Genomic DNA, 24,068 nt, shown 5'->3' on the forward strand with positions numbered 1-24,068 from the left:
ACCGTCTAATTTCCCCGATCCGGCTTTATCCGGATCTCCTACTGCAAATCGTGAAAAATGGTCGCAGTCGAAGGGGGAACCGATGGACGACCACAGGCCTTCCGGGCCCGCGGACTGGCCCGCCGACCTCTGCGCCTGGGCCGGCGGCCTGGCCCTGGCGATCACCATCGCGCCCGCCCCGCCGTCGCTGTTCGCCGCCGGGGCCGCGATCGTGCTCGCCGCCGGGGCGCACACGGCGATCGCCTGGCCGGTCCACCTGTACCGGCGCCGGTACGGCCGCGGGACCCTGCCGGAGCTGCGGGCGCTCGCGTTCACCGTCGCCGCGACCGGCGTGCTGCTGTGGGCGGCCGGCCCGTCGCTCTGGACGGCCGGCTCGACCCCGGCCGGCTCCGCGGCCCCGGTCGCGGTGGTCGGCGCGATGACCGCGCTGCTCGCCATGGTCACCGGCCGGGCGGCCGGGCGGCTGCGCCGCGAGCGCCGCCTGCGGGTCGCCCCCACCCCGGAGGCCGTGCCGGTCATCGTCTTCGGCGCGGGCGCCGCCGGTCACCGGCTGCTGCGCTCGATGGCGCACGACCCGCACTGCCGGTATCGCCCGGTCGGCATCGTCGACGACGACCCGGCCAAGCGCAACCTGCGCATCGAGGGTGTCGCCGTGCTCGGCGGGCGGGCCTCGCTGCGCTCGGCGATCGTGCGCACCGGCGCCCAGGTCGTCATCTTCGCGATCCGGGCCGGCAGCGAGGACGCGGGCGCGCTGCTGCGCGAGGTCCGCGCCACGACCACGGCGGTGGGCCGGGACCTCAAGATCCTGCCGTCGATCAGCGAGAGCCTGGAAGGGCCCGTCGGGGTCGCCGAGGTCCGCGACGTGCAGCTGTCGGACCTGCTCGGCCGCCGCCAGATCGACACCGACCTGGCCGCGATCGGCGACTACCTGACCGGCCGCCGGGTCCTCGTCACCGGTGCCGGCGGCTCGATCGGCTCCGAGCTGTGCCGGCAGCTGCACCAGTTCGGCCCCGCCGAGCTGATGATGCTCGACCGCGACGAGTCGGCCCTGCACGCGGTGCAGCTGTCGATCCACGGCCGGGCGCTGCTGGACGGCCCCGAGCTGATCCTCGCCGACCTGCGCGACGCGGAGTCGATCGCCGCGATCTTCGCCGACCGCCGCCCGGAGGTGGTGTTCCACGCGGCCGCGCTCAAGCACCTCACGCTGCTGGAGCGGCACCCGGCCGAGGCGGTGCAGACCAACGTCCTCGGCACGCTCAACGTCCTGACGGCGGCCGCGGCGGCCGGCGTCGAGCGCTTCGTCAACATCTCCACCGACAAGGCCGCGAACCCGTGCAGCGTCCTGGGCTACTCGAAGCGGATCACCGAGCGGCTCACCGCGCACCGGTCGTCCGTCGCGGCGGGCACGTTCCTCAACGTCCGCTTCGGCAACGTGCTCGGCAGCCGCGGCTCCGTGGTCACCGCCTTCCAGGCGCAGATCGCGGCCGGCGGGCCGGTGACCGTCACCGACCCGGACGTCACCCGCTTCATGATGACCGTCCAGGAAGCGGTGCAGCTGGTCATCCAGGCGGCGGCCCTGGGCGCCGGCGGCGAGGCGCTCGTGCTCGACATGGGCGCCCCCGTGCGGATCGACGACCTGGCGCACCAGCTCGCCGCCCAGTCCGAGCGGCCGGTCGACTTCGTCTACACCGGTCTACGGCACGGCGAGAAGCTGCACGAGGAGCTCTTCGGCGACGGCGAGATCGACCTCCGGCCGCTGCACCCGCTGATCTCGCACGTGTCGGTGCCGCCGCTGGATCCGGCGCTCGCCCTCGCCCTGGACCTCCGCTCGTCCCCGGCGGCGCTGATCGGGCAGCTCACGGACCTGTGCCTGGTGCCGGCTCTGGCGCCGGCTACAGCGGCGCCGACGCTATCTGCCGTTCGTACCAGCTGACGGTCTCGGCCAGGCCCTCGTCCAGCGGGACGGGGCCGTGGCCGGGGAACAGCTCGCGCAGCCGGGACGACTCCGCCTGCGAGTCGCGCACGTCGCCGGGGCGGGCCGGGTCGAAGACCACCTCGACCGGCCGGTCGACCAGGCCGCGGATCTTGTCGATCAGGTCGATCAGCGACGTGCGGGTGCCGAACGCCAGGTTGACCGGCGTGGGGCTGGTGACCCGGCGGACCGCCGCGTCGGTGAGCAGCCGCGCGACCGACCCGACGAAGGTGAAGTCCCGCGTCTGCCGGCCGTCGCCGTGCACGTGCACCGGCTGCCCGCGCAGCGCCGCGTCGGCGAACGTGGGGATGACCGCCGCATACGCGTGGCCGACGGACTGCAGCGGCCCGTACACGTTGAAGAACCGCAACGCGAGCACCGGCAGCCCATAGGTGGCGCCGTAGGCCAGCACCGACGACTCGGCCGCGAGCTTGCTCGCCGCATACGGGCTCTGCGGGCGGGTCGGCAGCTCCTCGTGCTTCGGCAGGACCTTCGTCGGCCCGTACACCGACGACGACGACGCCGTGATGATGGGTGTGCCATCGCGGCGGCAGGCCTCCAGCACGTGCATCGTGCCGGTGGCGTTGACCAGGTGGCTGCGCAGCGGATCGGCGACCGACCGCGGCACCGACGGCCGCGCGGCCAGGTGGATCACGACGTCGGCGCCTTCGACCGCGTCGTCGATCGCCGGCCGGTCCAGGATGCTGCCGGTGACCAGCGTCGCGCCGACGCCGTCGAGGTTGCCCTCACTACCGGTGCTCAGGTCGTCGAACGCGACGACCTCATCGACGGCAGGGTGGGTGACCAGCTCCCGGCACAGGTTTCCCCCGATGAAACCCGCGCCGCCGGTGACCAGAACTCTCATCAAACGGTGCAACGCCGTCTATAGGCGACAGGTGACGCCACGCACGAGGTCGCCGCATTTCCGGGCGAGCCTGCCCTTTCGGACTGTGCGAAGCTGGCCCGTATGACTGACGTCGAGGAAGAGCTCACCGGCGGCGGGGTCAACCGGGTGGTCCGCGTCGGGACGACGGTCCGGCGCCCGCCGGGCGCCTGGAGCCCGCGGATCCACCAGCTCTTCGATCACCTGCAGACCCGCGGCTTCACCGGGGCGCCCCGCTCGTTCGGCACCGACCCGCTGGGCCGCGACGTCTTCAGCTTCCTTCCGGGCGAGGTCGGCCACGACCCGTGGACCCCGGCGGTGGCCGGCGACGAGGCCCTGACCAGCGCCGGTCGGCTGCTGCGGGCGTACCACGACGCGACCGCCGACGTGGCGGCGAGCTGGCGCGACGGCTGGCAGAAACCGGCGCTGGACCCGGTCGAGGTCATCTGCCACAACGACGTCGCGCCGTACAACTGCGTCTACGACGGCTCGGCGGCGGTCGGTCTGATCGACTTCGACGTGGCGGCGCCGGGCCCGCGCTCCTGGGACCTGGCGTATGCGGTCTACCGGTTCGTCCCGCTCGGCTCCGCCGCCGGGCCGCGCACCCAGGAGCGCCTCGGGCTGTTCTTCGACGCCTACGGCGCCGACCCCGCGCTGCGCGAGGCCGCCCTCGCCGCAGTGGCACCCCGCCTGCGCGACCTGACCGAACACATGCGCGCCGCCGCGGGCGCGGGCGACGAGGCCTTCGCCGCCCACATCGCCCGCGGCGACCTCGATCACTACCTGCGCGACATCGCCCTGCTCAGCTGAGCTCCCGCAGCCTCGGCAGGATCTCCTTGGCCAGGCCGTCGGCGAACTCGACCGGGTGCCGGTCCGGGATGGTCATGACCTCGGTGGCACCGAGCCGCCCGTACGCCTCGACGTCGCGCAGCCAGGCGTCGGGGTCGGCCAGCGGCGGGCGGTTGACCAGCACGGTCTTGACCAGCGAGTCGTAGTCGCGGCCCTCGGTGTCGCAGTGGCCGCGCAGCACGTCGAACTTCGCGGCGACCTCCTCAGGTGAGGTGCCGAAGACGTTGCAGGCGTCGGCGTACTTCGCGACCAGCCGCAGCGTCTTCTTCTCTCCGCCACCGCCGATCATGATCAGGGGGCGGGCCCGGCCGAGCGGCTGCGGGGAGTTGAGCGTCTCCGTCAGCTGGTAGTGGGTGCCCTGGTAGGGGCCGTTGTCGTCGCTCCACATCTGCAGGCAGATCTGCAGCGTCTCCTCGAGCCGCTCGAAGCGCTCCGCGACCGGCACCACGGGGACGCCCAGGCCGCGCTGCTCCCGCTCGTACCACGAGGCGCCGATCCCGAGGCGGGCACGGCCGGCGGACAGCACGTCCAGGGTGGTGACGATCTTCGCGAGGAGCCCCGGGTGGCGGTACATCACCCCGGTCACCAGCAGGCCCAGCGTCATCTTGTCCGTGAGGGCCGCGAGATAGCCCAGGGTGGTGTAGCCCTCCAGCATCGGCGCCTCGGCCGGCGCCAAGGCCTCCATCTGGAAGTAGTGGTCCATGACGGTGAAGGACGCCACGCCGGACTGCTCGGCGATGAGGGCGGTCTCCTTCAAAGTTGGTGCGATCGCCGCCGGATCGGCCGGCGTCGAGAAGTTCCAATAATGCAGACCCAGCTTCATGGATCCATCATGACCCGGTCTCAGCGCACCGCCTGCTCGATGAGGCGGACCGTGGGCTCGTGGTAGACGGCGAAGCCGCCCTTGTCACCCTGTTTCACCTGATACATCGCCATGTCGGCGTCGCGGAGGAGCTGGTTGCCGTCGCGGCCGCCGCCGCTGATGGCGACGCCGACGCTGGCGCCGACCCGGACCTCGGTGCCGGCGATCTCGAACGGCTCGCCGACGGTGGCCACGATGCGCTCCGCCACCCGCACCGCGACACCGGCGTCGCCGCCGGAGATGACGATCGCGAACTCGTCGCCGCCGAGGCGGACCACGGTGTCGTCGCCGCGGACCGCGGCCAGCAGCCGGCTGGAAACGCCGATGAGCAGGTCGTCGCCGGCGGCGTGGCCGAGCTGGTCGTTGACGGGCTTGAAGTTGTCCAGGTCGACCAGCAGCAGCGCCCGGTCGGCGTTGTCGGCGTCGGCGCCGCCCTCCAGCAGCTCGGTGAGCATGCGCCGGTTGGGCAGCCCGGTCAGCGGGTCGTGCGAGGCCTGGTGCCGGATCAGCGCCTCGTGCTCGGCGAGAGTGTCCAGCGCGATCTGCTGCTGCTCGAGCATCTCCTCGTTGGCCTTGGTGGTGAGGCGGTGCTCGCGCTCGAAGCGGTAGAGCAGCACGCCGATCGAGACGAGGGCGAACACCATGGCGACGGCGAGCGCCAGGTCGGCGACCGTGTTGGCCAGGTCCGCGGCGTCGGCCTCCTGCTGCTCGAGGCTGCGCAGCTCGGTGTTGAGCCGGCCGAACTGCGGCTCGGTCTGCCGTTTCTCCAGCGCCCGCGCCTCCTTGAGCTTGCCGACGCCGAGCATGCCGAGCTCGGTGTCCAGCACCGCGTGGTACGCGTTGACGCTGGTCTCCAGCCCTTCGACGGTCTTCGGGTCGAGGTCGCCGAGCGCGTTGATCAGGGCGCGCTCGCGGCTGCGGATCTCGCCGAGCTCACGGGCGACCGTCACGGGCGTGTTGCGGTCGGCGACGGTCTTCCACTGCAGCGAACTCTCCTCGTGCAGCAGCATGTTGAGCTCGCTCAGGTGCGACCGGGTGGCCTCGTGCGCCTGGCTGCGGCCGTGCAGGTACACGTTGGCGAAGGTCACGCCGCCGAGCAGCACGATCGCGAGTACCAGCACCCGCGGCCATCGCCACTTGACCTTCCCGACCTGTCGCATGGCACTGAGATCGGCACGCGCGGCCCGACTTTCGGGTTTTGAGCTGCGGATTTGCTCTCAGCACGCGGCCGCTCGGGACGATTGGCCTGATGACCACAAGGGGGTGCCCAGTGCAACGCAGCCTGAGCCGTCGCCGGCTGATCATGACCGCGGCCGCCGCCGCGGCGTCGCTCCTGCCGGCCGCCGGGTGCGCCGGGAAGGGCGACAAAGAGTCCGGAGGCGTGGGGTACGCCGCCGACCAGCCGCCCGTCACGATCGACTTCTGGTACATGCCGTACGGCGGACCGGTGCAGGACCAGGCGGTCATCACCGAGACCGAGGAGTTCCACAAGGCGCACCCGAACATCACGGTCAACGCGGTCCGGGTGCCGTGGGACGAGGCGCTGACCCGGCTCAGCACCGCGTCGACCAGCGGCGAGGGCCCTGACGTGACCGTGCTCGGCACCACCTGGGTCGCCGGGTTCAGCTCGATCGGGGCGCTGCGGCCGTACAGCATCGAGGAGATCGCGGCGGTCGGCGGCGAGGCCGCGTTCGCGAAGGCGAGCTGGAGCTCCAGCCACCTGATCACCTCCGAGGACATCACCGCGCTGCCGTGGCTGATCGACATCCGGGCGCTGTTCTACCGCACCGACGTGCTGAAGAAGGTCGGCCTGGACGCGAAGGAGGCGTTCGCGACCTGGGACTCGTTCGAGACGACCCTGCAGAAGATCAAGGCGGCGGACCTCGGGGTCGCGCCGCTCGCCATCGGCCTGCAGAACAACTTCGGCATCATCCACAACGTGGCCCCCTTCATCTGGGGCGCCGGCGGCGACCTGATCAAGGACGACGGCACGAAGTCGATGCTCGCCGAGCCCGCCGCGGTCGACGGCGTCACCTACTACCAGCGGCTCATCGGCCTGTACGACGACCCGAAGGCGATGGCCCTGTCCTCCAGCGACGTGCCGCGGGCGTTCGCCGAAGGTACCGGCGCGATCACCATCGACAACTCGCAGTCGGTCGCCGAGTTCGCCTCCGACACCTCCCGGGCCGGGCTGAAGGCGGGCTGGGCGACGGCGCCGATGCCGGCCGGCAAGGCGGGCAGGTTCGGCTTCCTGGGCGGCTCCAACCTCGGCATCCTCAAGGAGGCGAAGCATCCCGAGGCGGCGTTCGAGTTCGTCCGGTACCTGACGGGCAAGGCCAGCCAGCAGCGCTACAGCGTCAACTCCGGCCTGTGGCCCGCCCGCACCGAGGCGATCGAGGGCACCAAGCTCGCCACCGAGCCGGAGTACGCCGCGTTCCGCGAGATGATCCCGCACGGCAAGATGTACCCCTCGGTCTCCGCCTGGATCATCGTCGAGTCGGTGATCGCGAAGGACCTCGTCGAGCTGTGGAGCGCCCCGGGCGCCCTGGACCGCGCCCAGGTCCAGGCCATCATGACCACCACGACGAACGACATCGACGAGGCCCTGCAGGACCCGACGAACACGGGCATCACCCCCGATTAGGCCCTCGCCCCGTCCAGGGTGGCCCGGACCTGCGCGAGCAGCTCGACGAGCTGGCGCAGGCGGGCGTCGTCGAGCCCGGCGAACGCGACCGTCGCGTCCGGGTGCATGGCGTGCATGGCCTGGCCGATGAGCTCGCCGCCGAGCGGGGTGAGGCCGACGAGGCGCCGCCGGGCGTCGTCCGCGGCCGCCTCCATCGTCACGGCCCCGCGCTCGACGAGGGTCTTGAGGGTCTTGGACACCGCGGGCTGGTTGACCTCCATCGCGGCCGCGATGTCACCAACCGATCCGGGCCCGGCGTTGGCGAGGTGCAGCAGGACCGCCGTGTGGGTCATGGTGAGGCCGAGCGGGCGGAGCGCCCGGTTGAGCCTGGTCTCGGCGAGCTGGTGCGCGATCGACAGCTCGCGCATCGCCCGGCCCTGCAGCTCAGCGCGCGTCTGATTGTCCATCGGGCAAATATATTCCATGGAACACTTGACGTCACGCCATCGCGCTCCGGAAGATACATTCCATGGAATTCATCAAGCGCGCATCGCTCCCCGTCCTCGCCGGCGCCACGGTGGCCGGTTTCGTCGCACAGCGGGTCACCCAGTCGGTCCTCGACGGGTTCTACGCCAGGTCCGGATATCCGGTGCCGTACTACGTCGGGCAGCTGTCGTTCAGCGCGGACAAGCTCTCCGGCTGGTACACCGCGATGCGGCGGGCGGGCACGCTGGGCGTCTACTGGCAGACACAGCTCATCGACTTCACCTTCATCGCGGCGACCGCGCTGCTGTTCACGGCCGCACTCGCCCTGACGGCCCGCGCGTTCCCGGCCGATTCGCGCGGACGGCGGGTCGCCACCCTGGCGATTCCGCTGGGCCTGTTCGCGCCGCTGCTCGACGTGGTGGAGAACCTGTTCTCCTTCGTCATGCTGCCGGATCCGGCCTCGGTGAACCCGGTCGTCGCCGTCCTCTACTCGACCGCCGCGGCGCTCAAGTTCGCCGGGTTCATCGCGGTGTACCTGTGGATCCCGATCGCTCTGATCGCCGCCGCCGTCGAGCGTAGACGGCGGTAGTGTACAGACGTACATAGCGAGTGTACGTTTGTACACATGACCGGAAAGACCATGCGCGAGCGGATGCTGGCCGGGGAGCTGTACATCGCAGACGACCCGCAACTGGCCGCCGACGACGCCCGCGCGCAGGCGCTCACCCATCGCTTCAACACGATGGACCCCACCGACCAGGCCGGCCGGCGGGACGTGCTGACGTCGCTGCTCGGCCACTACGGCGAGGGCGCCTACATCCGGCCGCCACTGCAGTGCGACTACGGATATCAGACGAGCTTCGGCGCCCGGTCGTTCGCCAACTGGGGCCTGATCTGCAACGACGTCGCCACCATCACGATCGGCGACGACGTGCAGATAGGCCCCGGCGTGCAGCTGCTGACGTCCACCCACCCGCTGGAGCCGGGGCCGCGGCGGGACAAGTGGGAGGCGGCGAAGCCGATCGTCATCGGCGACAACGTCTGGCTCGGCGGCGGCGTCATCGTCTGCCCCGGCGTCACGATCGGCGCCGACACCGTCGTCGGGGCCGGTTCGGTCGTGGTCCGCGACCTGCCCGCGGGCGTGCTCGCGGTCGGCAGCCCGGCCAGGGTCGTCCGGGCCCTCTGAGATGGCCACCGGGACCCGGCGCCACGACCCCAACCGCAAGGACCGCATCGTCGACGCGGCCATCTCGGTCATCGCCGAGCACGGCGTCGCGGGCACGACGCACCGGCTCATCGCGTCGGCCGCCGACGTGCCGCTCGGCTCGCTGACATACCACTTCACCGGCCTCGACGACCTGCGCGCCCAGGCGTTCCAGCGGCACGCCGAACGCATGTCGGCGGTCTACGAGTCGCATTTCCTCGACGTACACACGCATGACGCCCTGATCGAGGCGCTCACCGACCTGATCCACGGCGACGCCGGCGCGGACACCGCCGACTGGGCCGTCGCCTATGAGCTGTACCTGGCCGCGCTGCGCGACCCCTCGCTGCGCACCATCACCGAGACCTGGATGCGCACCAGCCGCGCCGTGCTCGAACGCTTCGTCGACCCGACCACCGCACGGGGCGTCGACGCCCTGATCGAGGGCCTGGTCATGCACAAGACACTGTCCACGGCACCCGTTTCACGCGCCGACATCCGCGTGATCGTGGCCCGTACCCTCGGAGACCCTCGATGACCCTGATCGCCGGGCCGGCGTCCACCACCTCACTGCGCGCCGCCACCCGCGCCGTCTACGCCGCCTTCATCTGGTCCGGTTTCGCCATGGCGAGCTGGGCCACCCGCATCCCGCAGATCCGCGACGAGCTGCGCCTCGGGCCTTCCCAGCTCGGGCTGGTCCTCGTCGCCATCGCCGCCGGCTCGATCATCTCGCTCGTACTGTCGGGTCAGATCGTCGCGCGTCTCGGCTCGCGGGCCACCGTCGCCGCGATGGCCGTGCTGCTCACCGTCGGGCTGGTCGTCGTCGCCACCGGATACCACCTCGGCGTGCCACTGGTCGTGCTCGGCCTCTTCGCGTTCGGCTTCGCCAACGGCGCCTGGGACGTCGCGATGAACGTGCAGGGCGCGCTCGTCGAACGCCACCTCGAACGGGCGATCATGCCGCGCTTCCACGCCGGATACAGCGTCGGCACCGTCGCGGGCGCCCTGATCGGCACGGCAATGGTCGCATTGAAGGTGCCCGTCACGCTGCACCTGTCCGCGGTCGCACTACTGGCCGGCGCCAGCACGTTCTTCATGGTCCGGGCGTTCCTCCCCGACGAGGCACCCACCCCGACCTCGTCCACCTCCTCCTCCGGCGGCATCCTGCAGTTCTGGACCGAGCCGCGCACCCTGCTCGTCGGCGTGTTCGTGCTCGCCTTCGCCTTCACCGAGGGCGCCGGCATCGACTGGATCTCCGTCGCCGTCATCGACGGCTACCAAACGCCCGCCGCGGTCGGCACGCTCGCCTTCACCGTGTTCCTGACCGCGATGACCCTCGGCCGGTGGTTCGGCCCCGCGCTGCTGGACCGCTACGGCCGTGTCCCGGTCGTGCGCGCCCTGGCCGTCATCGCCCTGGCCGGCCTGGCCCTGTTCATCTTCGGCCCCAACACCGCCGTCGCCTACGCCGGCGCGCTCCTGTGGGGCACCGGCGCCTCCCTGGGCTTCCCTGTCGCGATGAGCGCCGCCTCCGACGACCCGGCCAAGGCGGCGGGGCGGGTCAGCGTGGTCGCGTCGATCGGCTACTGCGCCTTCCTGGGCGGCCCCCCGCTCATCGGCCTGCTCGGCGACCACATGTCGGTCCTCCGCGCACTCATCGTGATTCCCGTCCTGCTGACCGTCGCCTTCCTGCTGGCCGGCGCCATCCGCCCACCGAAATCCCCGGATCCTGTCGACGGTCGATGACGGGTTCGTGTTTGACGGCCAATGGGATCGGGCACCCCTGAATCAGCGGCGGATTGATGCCGTTACATCGGGAAACGAGGAGGAACAGTGACCGTCACCGGAATCATCACTGCGCTGATCGTCGGTCTGATCGTGGGCGCGCTCGGCAGGCTGGTGGTCCCCGGCCGCCAGAACATTCCGATCTGGCTGACGATGGTCATCGGCGTGGTTGCCGCCCTGATCGGCACCTTCATCGCCAATGCCGTCGGCATCGCGACCGACACCCCCGGCGTCGACTGGGGCGAGCTGCTGGTCCAGGTGATCGTGGCCGCCATCGGTGTCGCGCTGGTCGCCGGCTTCGCAGGGCGCGGCCGCCGGGCCCTCTAAGCCCCGACACAGACCCCAGGAAGACCCCCGGCCCACTTGGGTCCGGGGGTCTTCCCGTTTATCCACAGACTTTGAGCAGGAGCTCCTCTTCGTACACACGTGCTATCCACAGGCTGTGGATGAAACGTGTGTACGAAGTTTGGTTTCGGTCCAGGCTCTGGCCGGAGCCCTCGGCAACGCAGGCGGCGCAGGCGATCGCACCGCTGAAGCAACAACGCGTGCGGCGTCCAAGGCGCAAGGTCGCGCCCGCCGCCGTCCCAGCCGCGACGCCCACTTCGCGCTGTTCAGCCGCAGCACATCGGCGACCGAGATGGCAGCCATCCTCGGACTCGGGTCCGCGGAAACACCCCGACCCAACCAGACAACTTGGTCACCTGACCACCAGGGCCGTCGAGCAGCGAGACCTGGCACACTACGAGCGCCCTCGACGCCGGACACGACAACGAGGACGACAACGGAGACGGTTGGACCTTCCTACGACACGCCATCGCCGTCGAACACGACGATCACGGCCAGACCAACGAACCGCTCACGTCGACATGACCGCGCCCCTCCTCGGCCGCGGAGCAGACTCCCGACCTTCGGCGGCAACCTCGACACGCCGCGCGTGACAGCATGATTGGCATGGTGTCGTTCGAGCAGGTCGGGGCCAGTTTCTGGCACCCGGAGCATGAGCACTTCCGGCTGGCCCCACTGACCGACGAGCTGATCGTCGATGCGGAGCGACGACTTGGTGTCACCTTGCCGCTCGATCTCCTCCACCTGCTTCGGATCCAGAACGGCGGCGTCATCGCCGGCAGATGGGACGCCTGCCCTGCCGACCCGAACTTCTACGCAGACGACCACATTCCCTTCGACCACCTCTTCGGGATCGGCCCCGCCGGCCAAGCCGAGACGACGACCCTGCTCGACACCCCGTATCTGGCGCAGGAGTGGGAGCTTCCCTCACCAGTGGTCCTGCTCAGCGGTGATGGTCACTACTGGGTCGGCCTCGACTACCGCGACTGCGGACCGGAAGGGAGGCCACCGGTCGTCTGGATCGACAACGAGATGGACCACGAGCTTCCGCTCGCACCCGACTTCCGCGCGTTCGTCGAGCACCTGACAGCAGCGGCCGCCTTTCCCGGGTAAGCACGCGTGCTACGCGGCCCGGGTTTGTCCACAGGGGCCGAGCAGGGGAAGAGTCTTCGTACACACGTTCTATCCACAGGGTGTGGATGGAACGTGTGTACGAAGGGACTAGGCGTCGGTGGGCTTGCGGAAGCGGCGGATCGAGATGGCGAGAGCGATCGGCGCCAAGGTCAGCAGCGGCATGATGTAGCGGATGTCGATCGCCGAGAGGGCGAGGGACATCATCACCAGGGCGACGGAGATCGTGGCCAGGAAGACGGCGTCGAGGTTTTCGTAGCCGTGCTGCTTGCGGGGTCGGCGCAGGGCCGCGGCGAAGATGAACAGCAGCATGAAGACGAACAGGAAGCCGGGGCTGGTGAAGACCGTGCCGTAGGCGTGCATGGTTTTGTGCTGCCAGTTGGCGGGTTTGCCGGCGATTGAGTCGGAGCTCGCCCGGAAGGGCTTGACCATCAGCGACGGTTGGCAGGTGTCGTCCGAGGCTGCGGACGGCATGTTCCACCGGTCGTGGACGCATTCGGTGCGCCAGGGGCCGTGCCAGCCGGGCTGGAACATGTGCAGGGTGTCGGAGAAGACGACCGAGATGTAGTCGCCCGGCTGGGCCAGGATGGCTTTCGTGGCGAAGGACTTGTAGATGTTGTCGTCCTTGTACCGTTTGACCAGTTTCGTCGGGTCGTCGTACCAGAGGTAGGAGTCCGGGCCGAGGCGCTGGCCGAGCGGCTCCAGCGGGCAGAGCTCCCGCTCCTGCGGCGTGAAGTCGACCTTGTCGCAGTCGACGAAGGTGGTCGTGCGGGACCACATGTAGCGGCCGGTGTACGTGTTGATCGCGTAGGCGCCGTGCTCGTGGTGGAACCAGACCATGTAACCGGCGAGCGGGATGGCCATGGCGACGCAGAAGGTGGCGATCTGCTTCCAGCCGACCCGCCGCACGATGAGGTAGACGATGGCGATGGCGAGCAGGACCTGGCCGATGGTGCGGGTGAGGCTCGCGGCGGCGAAGAGGCCGCCGGACAGCGCGGCGACCCAGAGCGGCAGGCGCTGCGCGGGCCAGAGCAGGAGCACGACGGCGAGCAGCAGCAGCGTCGAGAAGACCGTGTCCGACAGGATGTGGTGCTCGACGACCAGCTCGCGGGCGTCGAGCAGGATCGGCGCGGTCGCCAGGGCGGACCAGCCGCGGGCCAGGCCGCGGCGGCGCAGCAGCGCGTAGACCAGGATGCCCATGACCAGGCCGAGCAGGTGCTGGCTGAGGGCGACGGTCGAGTTGCGCTGGAAGGGCTCGTGCAGCCACAGGTAGAACGGGTAGCCGAACGGCCAGATGGGGTCGGTGTCCCAGTTCTTCGCCGACCGCATGTAGGCAAGCGTGTCGATGAAGTAGCCGAAGGCCGGGTAGTACACGACCATCATGGCCACCCGGAGCAGGACCCCGGCGGCCAGCAGGCCGGTGAAGAGCTTGTTCGCGCGGATCAGACCCCAGAAGCGGGACAGCGGCCCCGGGGGGCCGGCGGTGACGGGTTCCGTCACCGCCGGCAGCGTGGCTTCATCGGTCGACATCGGCCGTGCTGGGTGCGTCGACGCGAGGCGTCTGGCGGGGGATCACGGGAGCGCTGCGACCGGTGCCGGCGGCCGCGGTGGGCTTGTCGCCGGTCGACTTCTCCTCGTGGTACTCCTCCTCCACGTTGACCTCCCACACGTCGTGGCTGGTCCCGGAGGCGATGTTCTCGGCGGTGAGCAGCGCCGTCATCATCGAGTGGTCGGCGTTGTTGTAGCGGTGCATGCCGTTACGGCCGACGGGGTGCGCGTTGGTGACGTTCGCGTCGAGCCAGGCCCGCAGCACGTCGACGTTGCGCTGATACGTCTCGTCGTAGGTCGGGTATGCCTTGGGCATGCGCACGACGTAGCCGGTCTCGACGGCGCCTTCCTTGACCAGGCCGAGGCGCTCCAGCTCCTTGGTGGCGAACGCGACCAGGTCCTCGTCGGACTTGACCCACATCTCGTCGTTCTCGAAGACGAAGTACTCCATGCCGAGGCAGGTGCGGCCGTCCTTGACCATGTACGGCGACCAGGAGCCGAAGTTCTGGATCCGGCCGACCTTCACGTGCGGGTCGTGGATGTAGATCCAGTTGTCCGGGAAGGAGAACTCCTGCGGCACGACCAGCGCGACGGTGAGGAAGTCGCGGTAGTGCAGGTCCTTGGCGGCGAGGATGGCGTCGTGGTCGGCGGCCGGCTCCATCGCGAGGACCAGCTCGGACAGCGGCATCGAGGAGATCAGGTGGTCCAGCTCCACGCGCCGCTCGCCCTGGGCGTCGGCGACGTCGACGGCGGTGACCTTCTTGGTCTCCGGGTCGCGGTGGATGGTCTTGACCCAGGTCTGCATCGTGACGGAGCCGCCGAGCTTCTCGACGTGCTCGGTGCACCGCTCCCACATCATGCCGGGGCCGTACTTCGGGTACTGGAACTCCTCGATGAGGCTCGCGATGTCCTTCTGGTTGCGCTTGGGCATGATCGCGTTGATCACGGCGCTGGACAGCGAGAGGTTCTTGATGCGCTGGGCGGCCCAGTCGGCCTGCAGGGCCGTGGCGGGCATGCCCCACACCTTCTCGGTGTAGGTCTTGAAGAAGATCGAGTAGAGGCGCCATCCGAAGCGGGCGGAGACCCAGCCCTCGAAGTGCGACTGGTCCTTCGGCGGGCGGATGCGGGCCGCGGTGTAGGACGCGACGCAGCGCACGGCCTCCCAGATGCCGAGGTTGCGCAGGGCGTTCATCGCCTTCAACGGGTAGTCGAAGAGCTTGCCGCGGTAGTAGATGCGGCTCATGCGGGGGCGCAGCAGGAAGTCCTCGTCGGGGAGGATCTCGTGCCACAGCGCCTCGACCTCGGGCACCTTGGTGAAGAACCGGTGACCGCCGATGTCGAAGCGCCAGCCGTCGCGCTCGACGGTCTGGCTGATGCCCCCGACGACCTTGTCGGCCTCGAAGACCTGCACCGGCAGGTTCTGCTTCGCCAGGGCGTAAGCGGCGGTGAGACCGGCCGGACCGGCCCCGATGACTACAGTGGTCGGCTTCTCGCCAGACACAATGGCACTCCCTGCCAGCTCGATTACACCCCGTGAAGCGCGCGACGGCCTGGCGGCCAGCACGAACGGCGACACTAAAGGACATGTCGGTGAACGGCAACCTGCCGATCACAAGTTCATTTGCCGGTTACAGTGTCGCCGACCGCGCTCCTGAGGCACTCGTCGGACGACCGTGCGTACTTTACAACCCGTTCAGCCGACCTCAGCCGGCGTCGCCGGGCGTCGATCTCTGAAGACCCATAACCGGTACAACATGTAGTTACTGCCTGTAGTCAAAACGAGGGCGATGGCCTTCGCGACGAGATAGTTCAGGCCCATCGCCGTGAACGCGGTCACGAGGATCGCGGTCAGCACCCAGTTGACGCAGCCGAGGAAGAGGTATTTGCCGAACTGGCCGACGACCGGCGCCTGGCTCCGGAAGGACCAGATCCGGTTGAGGGCGAAGTTGCAGAAGAACGCGAGGGTGACCGCGATGAACGCGGCGATCCCCACCGGGACGCCCAGGCCGCCGTGCAACCCATAGAGCAGGCCGAAGTCGGCGGCGGCGCTCAGGACGCCGATGACCAGGTAACGGAAGGCGCTGTGCTCGACGATCGCGCCGATGCGTCCCCGCCGGACATCGACGGACTCCACCTCCACGGTCATGCCGCCCACCCTACGGCCTGGCCGAACGGGCAGTTCATGCGGCCGGAACGGCGCGACGCCGGCGCAGCCGCACAGAGTGATAGGTGCAATACCCTGCGCCGATGAGCACGCCGACGGCGACCAGCTCGACACCGGTGCGCAGCCCGGCGGGGACGAACCAGAGCTTCAGCGTCCCCTCCCCCGCCTGGTCGGGCAGGTCGACCTGGATGAGCCCGGCCGGCCCACGGTCGACGGGCAGGTAGCGGCCGTCCACGGAGGCGTGCCAGCCCGGCCAGGCCAGCGCCGCGACGATGACCCGCCCGCCGCCGGTGTACCGGATCTCCTCCGACGACGAGGAGAACGTGGACGTGACCTGGTCTGCGGTGACCGTCAGCCCCGGCGAGGTCCACGAGACCCGGCCCGACGGGTGCGGCAGGGCGGCGGTCCGGCGGATCACGGTGGCATACGCGCCGCGGTCGCCGGTCTCCCAGCCGGGCGGCGCCGCCGCGAGGTCGAACAGGTAGGGCTGGTCCCGCTGCAGCTCAGGGGTCTTCTGCAGGGTGCCGGGGACCTGACTGTTGAGCAGCGTGACGGTCTGCAGCCGCAGCAGGTCCGCCAGCGGCACGCCGGTCGCGGGGTCGGGCGCGAACACCCGCCGGTAGGCGTCGTCGCAGACGCTGCCCTCGTATTCCATGCACAGCGCGGCGCCGAACTGCTGGTTGCCCATGCCGGTGTACGCGTTGAGGCTGTCCATCCCGGCGACGTGGCTCACGTTGCCGAACAGGACCTCGCGCCAGGCCCGGTCAGGCTGCTTGTCGGCGGCCCGGACCTTGTCGAAGGAGTTCGCGATGATCAGCGTGTTGCCGTCGGACCGGTCGGCGAAGTCGGCGCGCAGCTGGGCGACGTTGTGCGGGAACTGCCAGGGCGTGATGTCGCGGTTGCGCGGGAACCAGTTGAGCTGCAGGACCAGCAGCATCAGGGTCCCGGCGATCAGGGCGGGCGTGACCAGGCGGGCCCGGTGCCGGGCGGCCAGCACGACCGCCAGGACCAGCACGCCGACCACCAGCGCCGCCTCCGCGGCCCGCCGGGCCTCGTCGGGGCGGTCCGCCCAGACCAGGTAGGTGGACAGGAGGATCAGCCCGGCCGAGCCGAGGCCGCGCCGGACGGCGTTGTCGGTGCGCAGACCGGCGCTGAGCAGCAGCGCGACGACCAGGATGACGGCCAGGAACAGGTATTCGATGAGCCGGGCCGGCCAGCGGAACATCCACAGGTTGGACGGGGCCAGGGTCAGCGCCAGGTAGGCGACACCGACGGCGGCGATGCCGGCCCGGGCGCGGAACTCCCGCAGCGCCGGCCAGGCGAACCACGGCAGCAGCGGCACGACGAACCACGCCAGGTAGGCGATCGGGGTGGTGGCGGGCCCGAAGGTGTAGAGGCGCGGCACATACGTCGGGGCGCTCAGGTTGAGCAGCTGACCGAGGCCGGGCACGAGCTGGCCGGTGTTGAAGACCCCGCCGGCCTGGCGGGTGCCGACCGGCTGCATGCCGAGCAGGGGCAGGAAGACGATCGCGGCCATCAGCCCGGCGGCGAGACCGATCACGGCCACCCCGATCGCGGCCCGCAGCTGCCGGTTGACCAGGCGCTCGACGATGACCGCGGCGACGACGACCATGACGCCGAGCACACTGTAGGGACTGCCCGACGTCGTCGTGAGGGCGGCGACGATCAGCGGCACGACCGGGTGCAGGCGGCCGCGCGCATAGCGGCGCAGCGTCCACCACGTGTGGACGGTGAGCGTGAAGGCGATGAGGTTGGTGACCCAGGCCTGCGCGTCCCAGAACAGCGTGTAACCGCTGAACGGCATCGCGACCGCGACGACGGCGGCGGCCGAGCGGTTGGCGCCATACTCACGGGCGAGCAGGTAGACGCCGGCGGCGAGCAGGACCAGGAACTCGGTCTTGATCAGGATGGCGGAGACGGCCAGGTCGGGCAGCAGCGCCACCAGCACGGCATTCGCCATGGTCAGCGGGTTGAACAGGCCGAACTGCGCCTCCCCGGCGAAGTTGCCGCCGAGCCAGGTGTCGACGTCGAGCATCGGCAGCCGCCCCTGCAGCAGCTGCTCGCCGATCAGGCGCCAGCCCGGGATGATCACCGACGAGGTGTCGTCGTAGTAGTAGAAAAGGTGCGTCTTGAGCACCGGCAGCTGCGCGGCGAACGCGACGATGACCGCCACGACGCCGAGGCCGAGCAGATCTGAGCGGCGGCGGCGCGGGCCGGGGGCGGGGGCGGACTCGACGGCGGGCCGGTCCACGAGCAGGTCCTGCACGGTGCGGGCACTCCTTCGTCGGGGCGCCCCGGAGTCTAGTCAGAACCTCGGCGGTCCATCGCCCTCCGTCTGACCGGGGCCGAAAGGAGGGCGCGGGGGGTCGAAAGGACGGCGGACGGGACCGGCCGAGCGGGGGTCGCGGATGCGTCAGCCCCCGCGTTACTGTGTGTCCGCATTGCCAGACGAGAGGCCCTCACGTGTTGTCCGTGGTTGTTCCGTGCTTCAACGAAGCCGAGACACTTGTCCGACTGCACGACCGGATCACCGCCGAGGTCGCGGCGGCCGGTGAGACCTGCGAGCTGATCTACGTCGACGACGGCAGCTCCGACGACACGCTCGCGATCCTGCGCAAGCTCGCCGCCAACGACGACCGCGTCCGCTATGTCGCGTTCAGCCGGAATTTCGGCAAGGAAGCCGCGATGTATGCCGGGCTGCGGCACACCACCGGCGACGCGATCATCATCATGGATGCCGACCTGCAGCACCCGCCGGAGCTGATCTCGCAGCTGGTGGCCATGTGGCGCACCGGAATCGACCAGGTCGTCGCCCGGCGCAACCGGGCCGGCGACCCGAGGACCCGCACGTTCCTGAGCAAGGCCTTCTACCGGCTGGTCAACCGCTGGATCGAGGTCCGGCTGGTCGACGGCGCCGGTGACTTCCGGCTCATCTCCCGCCCGGTCGTCGACGCGATCCTCGCGATGCCGGAATACAACCGCTTCTCCAAGGCCATGTTCGCCTGGGTCGGCTTCGACGTCGCCTACATCGAGTATCAGAATGTGTCCCGCCAGGGCGGCGCCACCTCGTGGACGTTCCCGAAGCTGGTCAACTACGCGATGGACGGCCTGCTGTCGTTCAACAACCGGCCGTTGCGCCTGGCGATCTATCTCGGCCTGTTCATGACGTCGATCGCCGTGGCGTACATGCTGTGGATCATCGGCGTGAGCGTCGTCAGCGGCATCGACTCCCCCGGATACGTCACATTGCTCACCGCGATCGTCGGCCTCGGCGGCCTGCAGATGATCGTCGTCGGTGTGATCGGTGAGTATGTCGGCCGCATCTATTACGAAGTGAAACGCCGCCCGCACTTCCTGCTCAAGGAGGCGCACCTGCCTCGGATCGCGATGACCGAGGAGCGCGAGGCGTGGCCGGTCCTGAACCCACTTCCAAGCCAGCGCCAGTCCTCAGAGGTCGTCGACCCGGCTCCGTAATAGCGCTCGGTGTCGCCGCGGCGCTGCTCGTCGGGATCGCGGTCGTCGCGGCCGACGACGACGACCCGTCCCCGCCGGCGGCGGTGCACGACGGCCGGGCCAGGTTTCAGGTGCTGTCGCCGACGCTGATCCGGATGGAGTACGCCCCGGACGGCCGGTTCGAGGACCGGCCCACGTTCAACGCCGTCAACCGTGACCTTCCGGTCCCGCGGTACACGAGCGACATCGAGCACGGCGAGCGCGTCATCAGGACCAGCCGGCTCACGCTGCGGTACAAGCTGAACTCCGGCCCGTTCTCCGACGGCAACGTGACCGTCGAGCCCCGCGACAGCGCCGCCGCGCACCCGGTGTGGCGGCTCGCGGGCGACTGCGACTACGGCGTCGCCTGCGAGGCGGAGCTGATGCGCCTGTCCGGCGGCGCCGGGCTCGCCGACGACCAGCGGGGCTTCACCGGGCCGGGGTTCGTCGACGGCATGCGGGGCACGATCGCGTGGAGTCTCCGCGACAGCCCGGCCGCCGGCCTGCACCGCGTCGGGTTCCGCTACGCCAACGGCGGCGACCAGACGCAGACGGCGCTGATCACCGCCGGCGACACGAAGGTACGGCTGGACCTGCCGCCGACCGGAAGCTGGGACGCCTGGGCCGAGACGGCGGCGGTCATGGAACTGCCGGCGGGGTCCAGCGGCGTGTCGGTAGGCTGCGCGAGAGCGGACGCATGCGCGTTCAACGTCGACAGCGTGGCGGTGACGGCGACCGGCGCGACGTATCCGGCGATGGCCGACGCGGCGCACAGCGCGGCGAACCTGGGCGGCTGGCGGCGCAGCCTCGACTACGCCGACGGGCCGCGGCCGCTGTACGACGGCCTGCTCAGCCGCGACGGCTGGTTCCTGCTCAACGACTCCGCCACGGCCCTGGCGACCGGGCAGCCGCGCCCCGTGCGCGACACCTACCAGGACGGTTACCTGTTCGGGTACGGCCAGGACTACCGCCAGGCGTTGAAGGACCTGCGCGACCTGACGGGCCCGGCGGTGACGCTGCCGCGCTGGGCGTTCGGCACGTGGTTCTCGCGCTACTACCCCTACAAGGACGCCGACTACCGCGACGGCATCCTGCCCGCGTTCCGCGAGAACGACGTCCCGCTGGACGTGCTCGTCGTCGACACCGACTTCAAGGCGCCCGGGTTCTGGAACGGCTGGAACTGGAACCCTTCGCTGTTCCCCGATCCGGAGGGCTTCCTGGACTGGGCGACCGGCGAGGGGCTGCGGGTCGCGCTGAACATCCACCCGAGCATCCGCGCCGACGACCCCCGCTACGCCGAGGTGGTCCGGACCGTCGGACACGAGCTGCCGGTCGGCGCGTGCGAGGCGGGCAACCCGTGCCGGGTGTTCGACTTCAGCGACCCGGTGGAGCTGCGCGCGTACTTCGACCTGCACCGCCCGTTCGACGCGCTCGCCCCGATCGTGTGGTGGCCGGACAGCTGCTGCGACTCCAGCGTCGCGACCACGCCCGGCATCTCCCCGGACAGCTGGCTCAACGCGCAGTACGCCGCGTACATCGACGGTCAGGGGCGGCGCGGCTTCTCGTGGAACCGCAGCGGCAGCGGCTTCACCGCCTACGCCGAGAGCGCCGTCTATCCGGCCGGGCCGTGGGCCGACCACCGGTACACCGTCGACACCAGCATGGACACGACCTCGACGTGGGAGCTGCTGGCGTTCGCGTCGCGCTACACCGTGCTGCGCGGCGCGATCGGCATGCCCTATGAGTCGCACGACATCGGCGGCCACAACTACCCGCAGGACGGCAACCGGCTGCCGCCGGACCTCTACGCGCGGTGGGTGCAGTTCGGCGCGTTCCAGCCGCTGCTCCGGCTGCACTCCAACCACGGCTTCCGGCTGCCGTGGGACTACCCGGGCGAGGCGCGGGACTCGGCGGTCAAGTTCCTGCGGCTGCGGGAGGCGCTGATCCCCTACACGTACACGCTGGCCCGCCAGGCACGGGACACCGGACTGCCGATGGCGCGTGGCATGTTCCTCAACTATCCAGCGTTCCGGGAGGCGTACGACTTCACGTCGCAGTACCTCTTCGGCGACGACCTCCTGGTCGCCCCGGTGACCGGGCCCGGGACGGACGGCGTGCGGATCGACGTGTGGTTCCCGCCGGGGACGTGGACGGACTGGTTCACCGGCCGCTCCTACACCGGCCCGAAGGTCGAGACCGTCACCACCGACCTCGGCACGATGCCCGTCTTCCAGCGCGCGGGCGGGATCCTGCCGACGCGCACCGACGACGTCCCCAACGCGGGCGCCGCACCGATGGACCAGGTCACCCTCGACGTCGCGACCGGCGCGAACGGGGAGTTCCGCCTGTACGAGGACGCCGGCGAGGGCCACGGCGACCGGGCCGGCGAGCTCGCCTGGACGACCGTCCGCTACAGCCAGGACGGGGGAGGCGGCGTCACCATCGGCGCCCGCGACGGCACGTTCCCGGGTGCGGTGGACAAGCGCGCGTGGACGGTCCGCCTGCACGCGGTCGGCGCGGCGCCGGCCCGGGTGCTGCTCAACGGGGCCGAGCTGGACGGCGGGGCCTGGTCGTTCGACGCGGCCACCCGCACCGTGACGATCCAGACCCCGCCGCTGCCGACCGGGGCGGAGCAGCGGATCAGCGTCGCGTGAGCGGCTCGCCCTGCGGCACGAGGTTCGATGACGGTGCCGAGCCGCCGGAAACGATGTAGGTGCCGGGGACGCCGATCGCGTTACCGATCGGCGGGATGATCGTCTCCGGCAGTGCCAGCTTCCCGCCGAGCACCACGGCGTACTGGATGTTGCCGGAGCCGTCGGACAGGTAGTCGGCGACCGGGCCGTAGAGGGCGCCGGGCTCGGTGAGCAGCAGCGGTCCGTAGGTCGCGCCGATCATCGCGCCGCCGGTGAGGGCGTCCTGCCAGCCGCGGTTGGTGGAGATCGCGACGTTGCGCGGAGCCACGAAGAAGTGCCTGGCCAACGCGATCGCGGTGTCCTTCTCGTTGTCGCCGACGAGGCTGGTGTAGGAGAAGTTGCCCCACGCCGGGAGCTGCCCGGCGCTCGCCGCCTTGCGCAGCGCCGCGTCGCCGGGGCCGCCGGCGGCGACGGTGTCGATGTCCGGGCCGATGCCGTCGAGGTAGGTCGCCGACGCCTCCGGCATGGTGCCGCCGTCGGTGAGGACCACGACGGTGCCCGGGGTGGCGCCCGCTGCCGCGCCGGCGGCAAGGGCGTCGTAGTAGTTGGCGCCGGTGGTGACGATGGCCGTCGTCGGCGCCGAGGTGATCTCCTTGTTGATCGCGACAGCGGTCTCGTAGTGGTTCTGGCCCCAGATCCGCTTCACCGTGTACCCGAGGCTCTTGAGCTGGTTCTCGATCCCCTGCGGCAGCGCGAGGGTGCCGCCGAGCAGGTACACGGTCCTGTGCCCGCCCAGCGCCCGGCTCATCTCGAGGAGCACCCGCTGCTCGACGGTGTTGCCCTGCGCCGTGATCAGCAACGGCCCGCCCTTGTTGATCGCCAGGGCCGACCCGACGAGGGCGTCGAGGTAGGTGTCGCTGCGCGACAGGACGACCGCCCGTGCGGAGCCGTCGTTGAAGTTGCGCTTGGAGGTGGCGATCGCGGTGTCGGTGCCGTCGTTGCCCCAGACGCGCGGGATGATGTTGCCCTGGATCGACTGCCACGCGACGGTGCCGGAGCCGGTGGCGAGGTCCTTGATGGTCTTGGCCGCGACGTCGACGGACCTGACCTTCGTGCCGCTCGTGACGAGGATGCTCTGCGCGTCAGGCGACCAGGCGACCGAGGTGACGTCGCCGGCGAGCGTGACGAGCTTCGCCTTGCCGGAGCCGTCCAGGCCGGCGGTCCACAGCTCGGCGTCGTTGGCCGCCGGCGTGGTGGCGGGCACGACGTAGGCGATCCTGGTGAAGTTCGGGTCGACGTCGGGCAGCGTCGCGTTGGTGATCAGCAGCGACGGGGCGGCGTCCACGGGCGTGAAGCGGTGGATGGCCGGCGCACCGCCGTTCTGCCGGCGCACGAAGAACAGGATGTCGTGGTCGTTGCCGTCGCCCTCGCGGGTCATCGACACCGACGGCAGCGTGTCCTGGATGATCGCCGGGTCGGGGTTCTCGTCGACCGGCTCGACGGAGCCCGAGCCGTCGGCGGATGCGACGTAGAGCTGGCCGTCACGGCTGAAGTAGACGCCCTCTCCGGTCGGGCTCCAGACCGGGTCCCTGTCGGCCGGGTCCGTGGTGATGGTGACCGGCCGGCCGCCGTCCTGCCGGACGGACCTGATGCCGCCACCGGGCGCCACGAAGGCGACGCGGGAGCCGTCCGGCGACCATTTCGCGCCCGTGCCCTCGGCAAGGGTCTTCGGCCAGGACCCGTCGGGGCCGGCGACCGTGATGGTGCCGCCGCTGTTGTACGAGATCTTGCCGACCGCCCCCGTGTGGGTGGCCTCGGCGCCGACCGCGGTGGCGGCGACGATGGCGACAGTGACGGCACCGATGGTGTACCGCCGGAGATACCTAGGACGCTGCATACCAGTCCTCACGCGGGGAACCCGGCGGCACAGATGGAGATCTTGGCGGCAGTCTAGGGGCGGATCCTTGTCACATCCCATCTCGGAGAGCGGCTCCGCCCGAACGGCCGATGAGCAAACCGGTACATGGTGGGCAGAACGCGGAACGGGCCCCGGCGAAGATCCGCCGGGGCCCG

The 24,068-nt window shown here is 70.3% G+C and carries 20 protein-coding genes; 11 read left to right on the forward strand and 9 right to left on the reverse strand.

Translation table 11 applies throughout. The features are described from left to right. Window positions 1-82 precede the first annotated feature (82 nt). Window positions 83-1,933: a polysaccharide biosynthesis protein gene (locus ACZ6TV_RS10730; protein ID WP_465296919.1), complete on the forward strand. Its 1,851-nt coding sequence runs from the start codon at window positions 83-85 to the stop codon at window positions 1,931-1,933. On the opposite strand, the gene ACZ6TV_RS10735 is transcribed toward ACZ6TV_RS10730, so the two are convergent. Next, window positions 1,893-2,837 carry an NAD-dependent epimerase/dehydratase family protein gene (locus ACZ6TV_RS10735; RefSeq protein WP_465296920.1) on the reverse strand — a complete coding sequence of 315 codons (945 nt, stop codon included), beginning with the start codon at window positions 2,835-2,837 and terminating at the stop codon, window positions 1,893-1,895. The genes ACZ6TV_RS10730 and ACZ6TV_RS10735 overlap by 41 nt on opposite strands. 102 nt (window positions 2,838-2,939) lie before the next feature. On the opposite strand from ACZ6TV_RS10735, the gene ACZ6TV_RS10740 reads away from it, so the two are divergent. Then, window positions 2,940-3,665, forward strand: coding sequence for a phosphotransferase (locus tag ACZ6TV_RS10740; RefSeq protein ID WP_465296921.1), 726 nt, complete (start codon window positions 2,940-2,942; stop codon window positions 3,663-3,665). On the opposite strand, the gene ACZ6TV_RS10745 is transcribed toward ACZ6TV_RS10740, so the two are convergent. Both ACZ6TV_RS10745 and ACZ6TV_RS10750 read right to left on the reverse strand, forming a co-directional pair. Then, the gene (locus ACZ6TV_RS10745) at window positions 3,658-4,527 is read right to left on the reverse strand and encodes an LLM class F420-dependent oxidoreductase (RefSeq protein WP_465296922.1); all 870 of its coding nucleotides are present in this window, start codon (window positions 4,525-4,527) and stop codon (window positions 3,658-3,660) included. The two genes, ACZ6TV_RS10740 and ACZ6TV_RS10745, sit on opposite strands and share 8 nt — an antisense overlap. 20 nt (window positions 4,528-4,547) lie before the next feature. Further along, window positions 4,548-5,726, reverse strand: coding sequence for a diguanylate cyclase domain-containing protein (locus tag ACZ6TV_RS10750; RefSeq protein ID WP_465296923.1), 1,179 nt, complete (start codon window positions 5,724-5,726; stop codon window positions 4,548-4,550). Between the two features lie 110 nt (window positions 5,727-5,836). On the opposite strand from ACZ6TV_RS10750, the gene ACZ6TV_RS10755 reads away from it, so the two are divergent. Beyond that, window positions 5,837-7,210 carry an extracellular solute-binding protein gene (locus tag ACZ6TV_RS10755; protein WP_465296924.1) on the forward strand — a complete coding sequence of 458 codons (1,374 nt, stop codon included), beginning with the start codon at window positions 5,837-5,839 and terminating at the stop codon, window positions 7,208-7,210. On the opposite strand, the gene ACZ6TV_RS10760 is transcribed toward ACZ6TV_RS10755, so the two are convergent. Beyond that, a complete protein-coding gene (locus ACZ6TV_RS10760) occupies window positions 7,207-7,656 on the reverse strand; it encodes a MarR family winged helix-turn-helix transcriptional regulator (protein WP_465296925.1) in 450 nt (149 codons plus the stop codon). The genes ACZ6TV_RS10755 and ACZ6TV_RS10760 overlap by 4 nt on opposite strands. A gap of 62 nt (window positions 7,657-7,718) precedes the next feature. On the opposite strand from ACZ6TV_RS10760, the gene ACZ6TV_RS10765 reads away from it, so the two are divergent. The 6 genes from ACZ6TV_RS10765 to ACZ6TV_RS10790 all read left to right on the forward strand — a co-directional run bounded on the left by ACZ6TV_RS10765 (window position 7,719) and on the right by ACZ6TV_RS10790 (window position 12,119). Further along, complete coding sequence (locus ACZ6TV_RS10765; protein ID WP_465296926.1) at window positions 7,719-8,264, forward strand: hypothetical protein; 546 nt, start codon at window positions 7,719-7,721, stop codon at window positions 8,262-8,264. 36 nt (window positions 8,265-8,300) lie between these two features. Next, window positions 8,301-8,861, forward strand: a complete 561-nt coding sequence (locus ACZ6TV_RS10770) for a sugar O-acetyltransferase (RefSeq protein WP_465296927.1) — start codon at window positions 8,301-8,303, stop codon at window positions 8,859-8,861. Window position 8,862: 1 nt separating this feature from the next. Then, entirely contained in the window at window positions 8,863-9,417 is a 555-nt protein-coding gene (locus tag ACZ6TV_RS10775; protein WP_465296928.1) for a TetR/AcrR family transcriptional regulator, read from the forward strand. Then, window positions 9,414-10,622 (forward strand): MFS transporter, encoded by a 1,209-nt coding sequence (locus ACZ6TV_RS10780; protein ID WP_465296929.1) that lies wholly within the window; start codon window positions 9,414-9,416, stop codon window positions 10,620-10,622. The genes ACZ6TV_RS10775 and ACZ6TV_RS10780 overlap by 4 nt, the downstream gene beginning before the upstream one ends. Before the next feature lie 87 nt (window positions 10,623-10,709). Further along, window positions 10,710-10,988 (forward strand): GlsB/YeaQ/YmgE family stress response membrane protein, encoded by a 279-nt coding sequence (locus ACZ6TV_RS10785; protein ID WP_354781790.1) that lies wholly within the window; start codon window positions 10,710-10,712, stop codon window positions 10,986-10,988. A gap of 624 nt (window positions 10,989-11,612) precedes the next feature. After that, window positions 11,613-12,119 (forward strand): SMI1/KNR4 family protein, encoded by a 507-nt coding sequence (locus ACZ6TV_RS10790; protein ID WP_465296930.1) that lies wholly within the window; start codon window positions 11,613-11,615, stop codon window positions 12,117-12,119. A 108-nt stretch (window positions 12,120-12,227) separates the two neighbouring features. On the opposite strand, the gene ACZ6TV_RS10795 is transcribed toward ACZ6TV_RS10790, so the two are convergent. The 4 genes from ACZ6TV_RS10795 to ACZ6TV_RS10810 all read right to left on the reverse strand — a co-directional run bounded on the left by ACZ6TV_RS10795 (window position 12,228) and on the right by ACZ6TV_RS10810 (window position 18,136). Beyond that, on the reverse strand, window positions 12,228-13,637 hold the full coding sequence (locus ACZ6TV_RS10795) for a hypothetical protein (protein ID WP_465296931.1): 1,410 nt from the start codon (window positions 13,635-13,637) through the stop codon (window positions 12,228-12,230). Window positions 13,638-13,653: 16 nt separating this feature from the next. Further along, entirely contained in the window at window positions 13,654-15,186 is a 1,533-nt protein-coding gene (locus ACZ6TV_RS10800; protein ID WP_465296932.1) for an NAD(P)/FAD-dependent oxidoreductase, read from the reverse strand. Window positions 15,187-15,378: 192 nt separating this feature from the next. Beyond that, the gene (locus tag ACZ6TV_RS10805) at window positions 15,379-15,831 is read right to left on the reverse strand and encodes a GtrA family protein (RefSeq protein WP_465296933.1); all 453 of its coding nucleotides are present in this window, start codon (window positions 15,829-15,831) and stop codon (window positions 15,379-15,381) included. A 34-nt stretch (window positions 15,832-15,865) separates the two neighbouring features. Next, on the reverse strand, window positions 15,866-18,136 hold the full coding sequence (locus ACZ6TV_RS10810; protein WP_465296934.1) for a hypothetical protein: 2,271 nt from the start codon (window positions 18,134-18,136) through the stop codon (window positions 15,866-15,868). 197 nt (window positions 18,137-18,333) lie between these two features. On the opposite strand from ACZ6TV_RS10810, the gene ACZ6TV_RS10815 reads away from it, so the two are divergent. Both ACZ6TV_RS10815 and ACZ6TV_RS10820 read left to right on the forward strand, forming a co-directional pair. Beyond that, entirely contained in the window at window positions 18,334-19,344 is a 1,011-nt protein-coding gene (locus ACZ6TV_RS10815; RefSeq protein WP_465296935.1) for a glycosyltransferase family 2 protein, read from the forward strand. After that, the gene (locus ACZ6TV_RS10820; protein WP_465296936.1) at window positions 19,278-22,016 is read left to right on the forward strand and encodes a TIM-barrel domain-containing protein; all 2,739 of its coding nucleotides are present in this window, start codon (window positions 19,278-19,280) and stop codon (window positions 22,014-22,016) included. Before ACZ6TV_RS10815 ends, ACZ6TV_RS10820 begins: the two co-directional genes overlap by 67 nt. Here ACZ6TV_RS10820 and ACZ6TV_RS10825 read toward each other — a convergent pair. Then, window positions 22,003-23,892, reverse strand: a complete 1,890-nt coding sequence (locus ACZ6TV_RS10825; RefSeq protein WP_465296937.1) for a cell wall-binding repeat-containing protein — start codon at window positions 23,890-23,892, stop codon at window positions 22,003-22,005. The two genes, ACZ6TV_RS10820 and ACZ6TV_RS10825, sit on opposite strands and share 14 nt — an antisense overlap. Between the last annotated feature and the right edge of the window lie 176 nt (window positions 23,893-24,068).

The sequence above is a fragment of the Dactylosporangium sp. NPDC051087 genome (assembly GCF_055586325.1).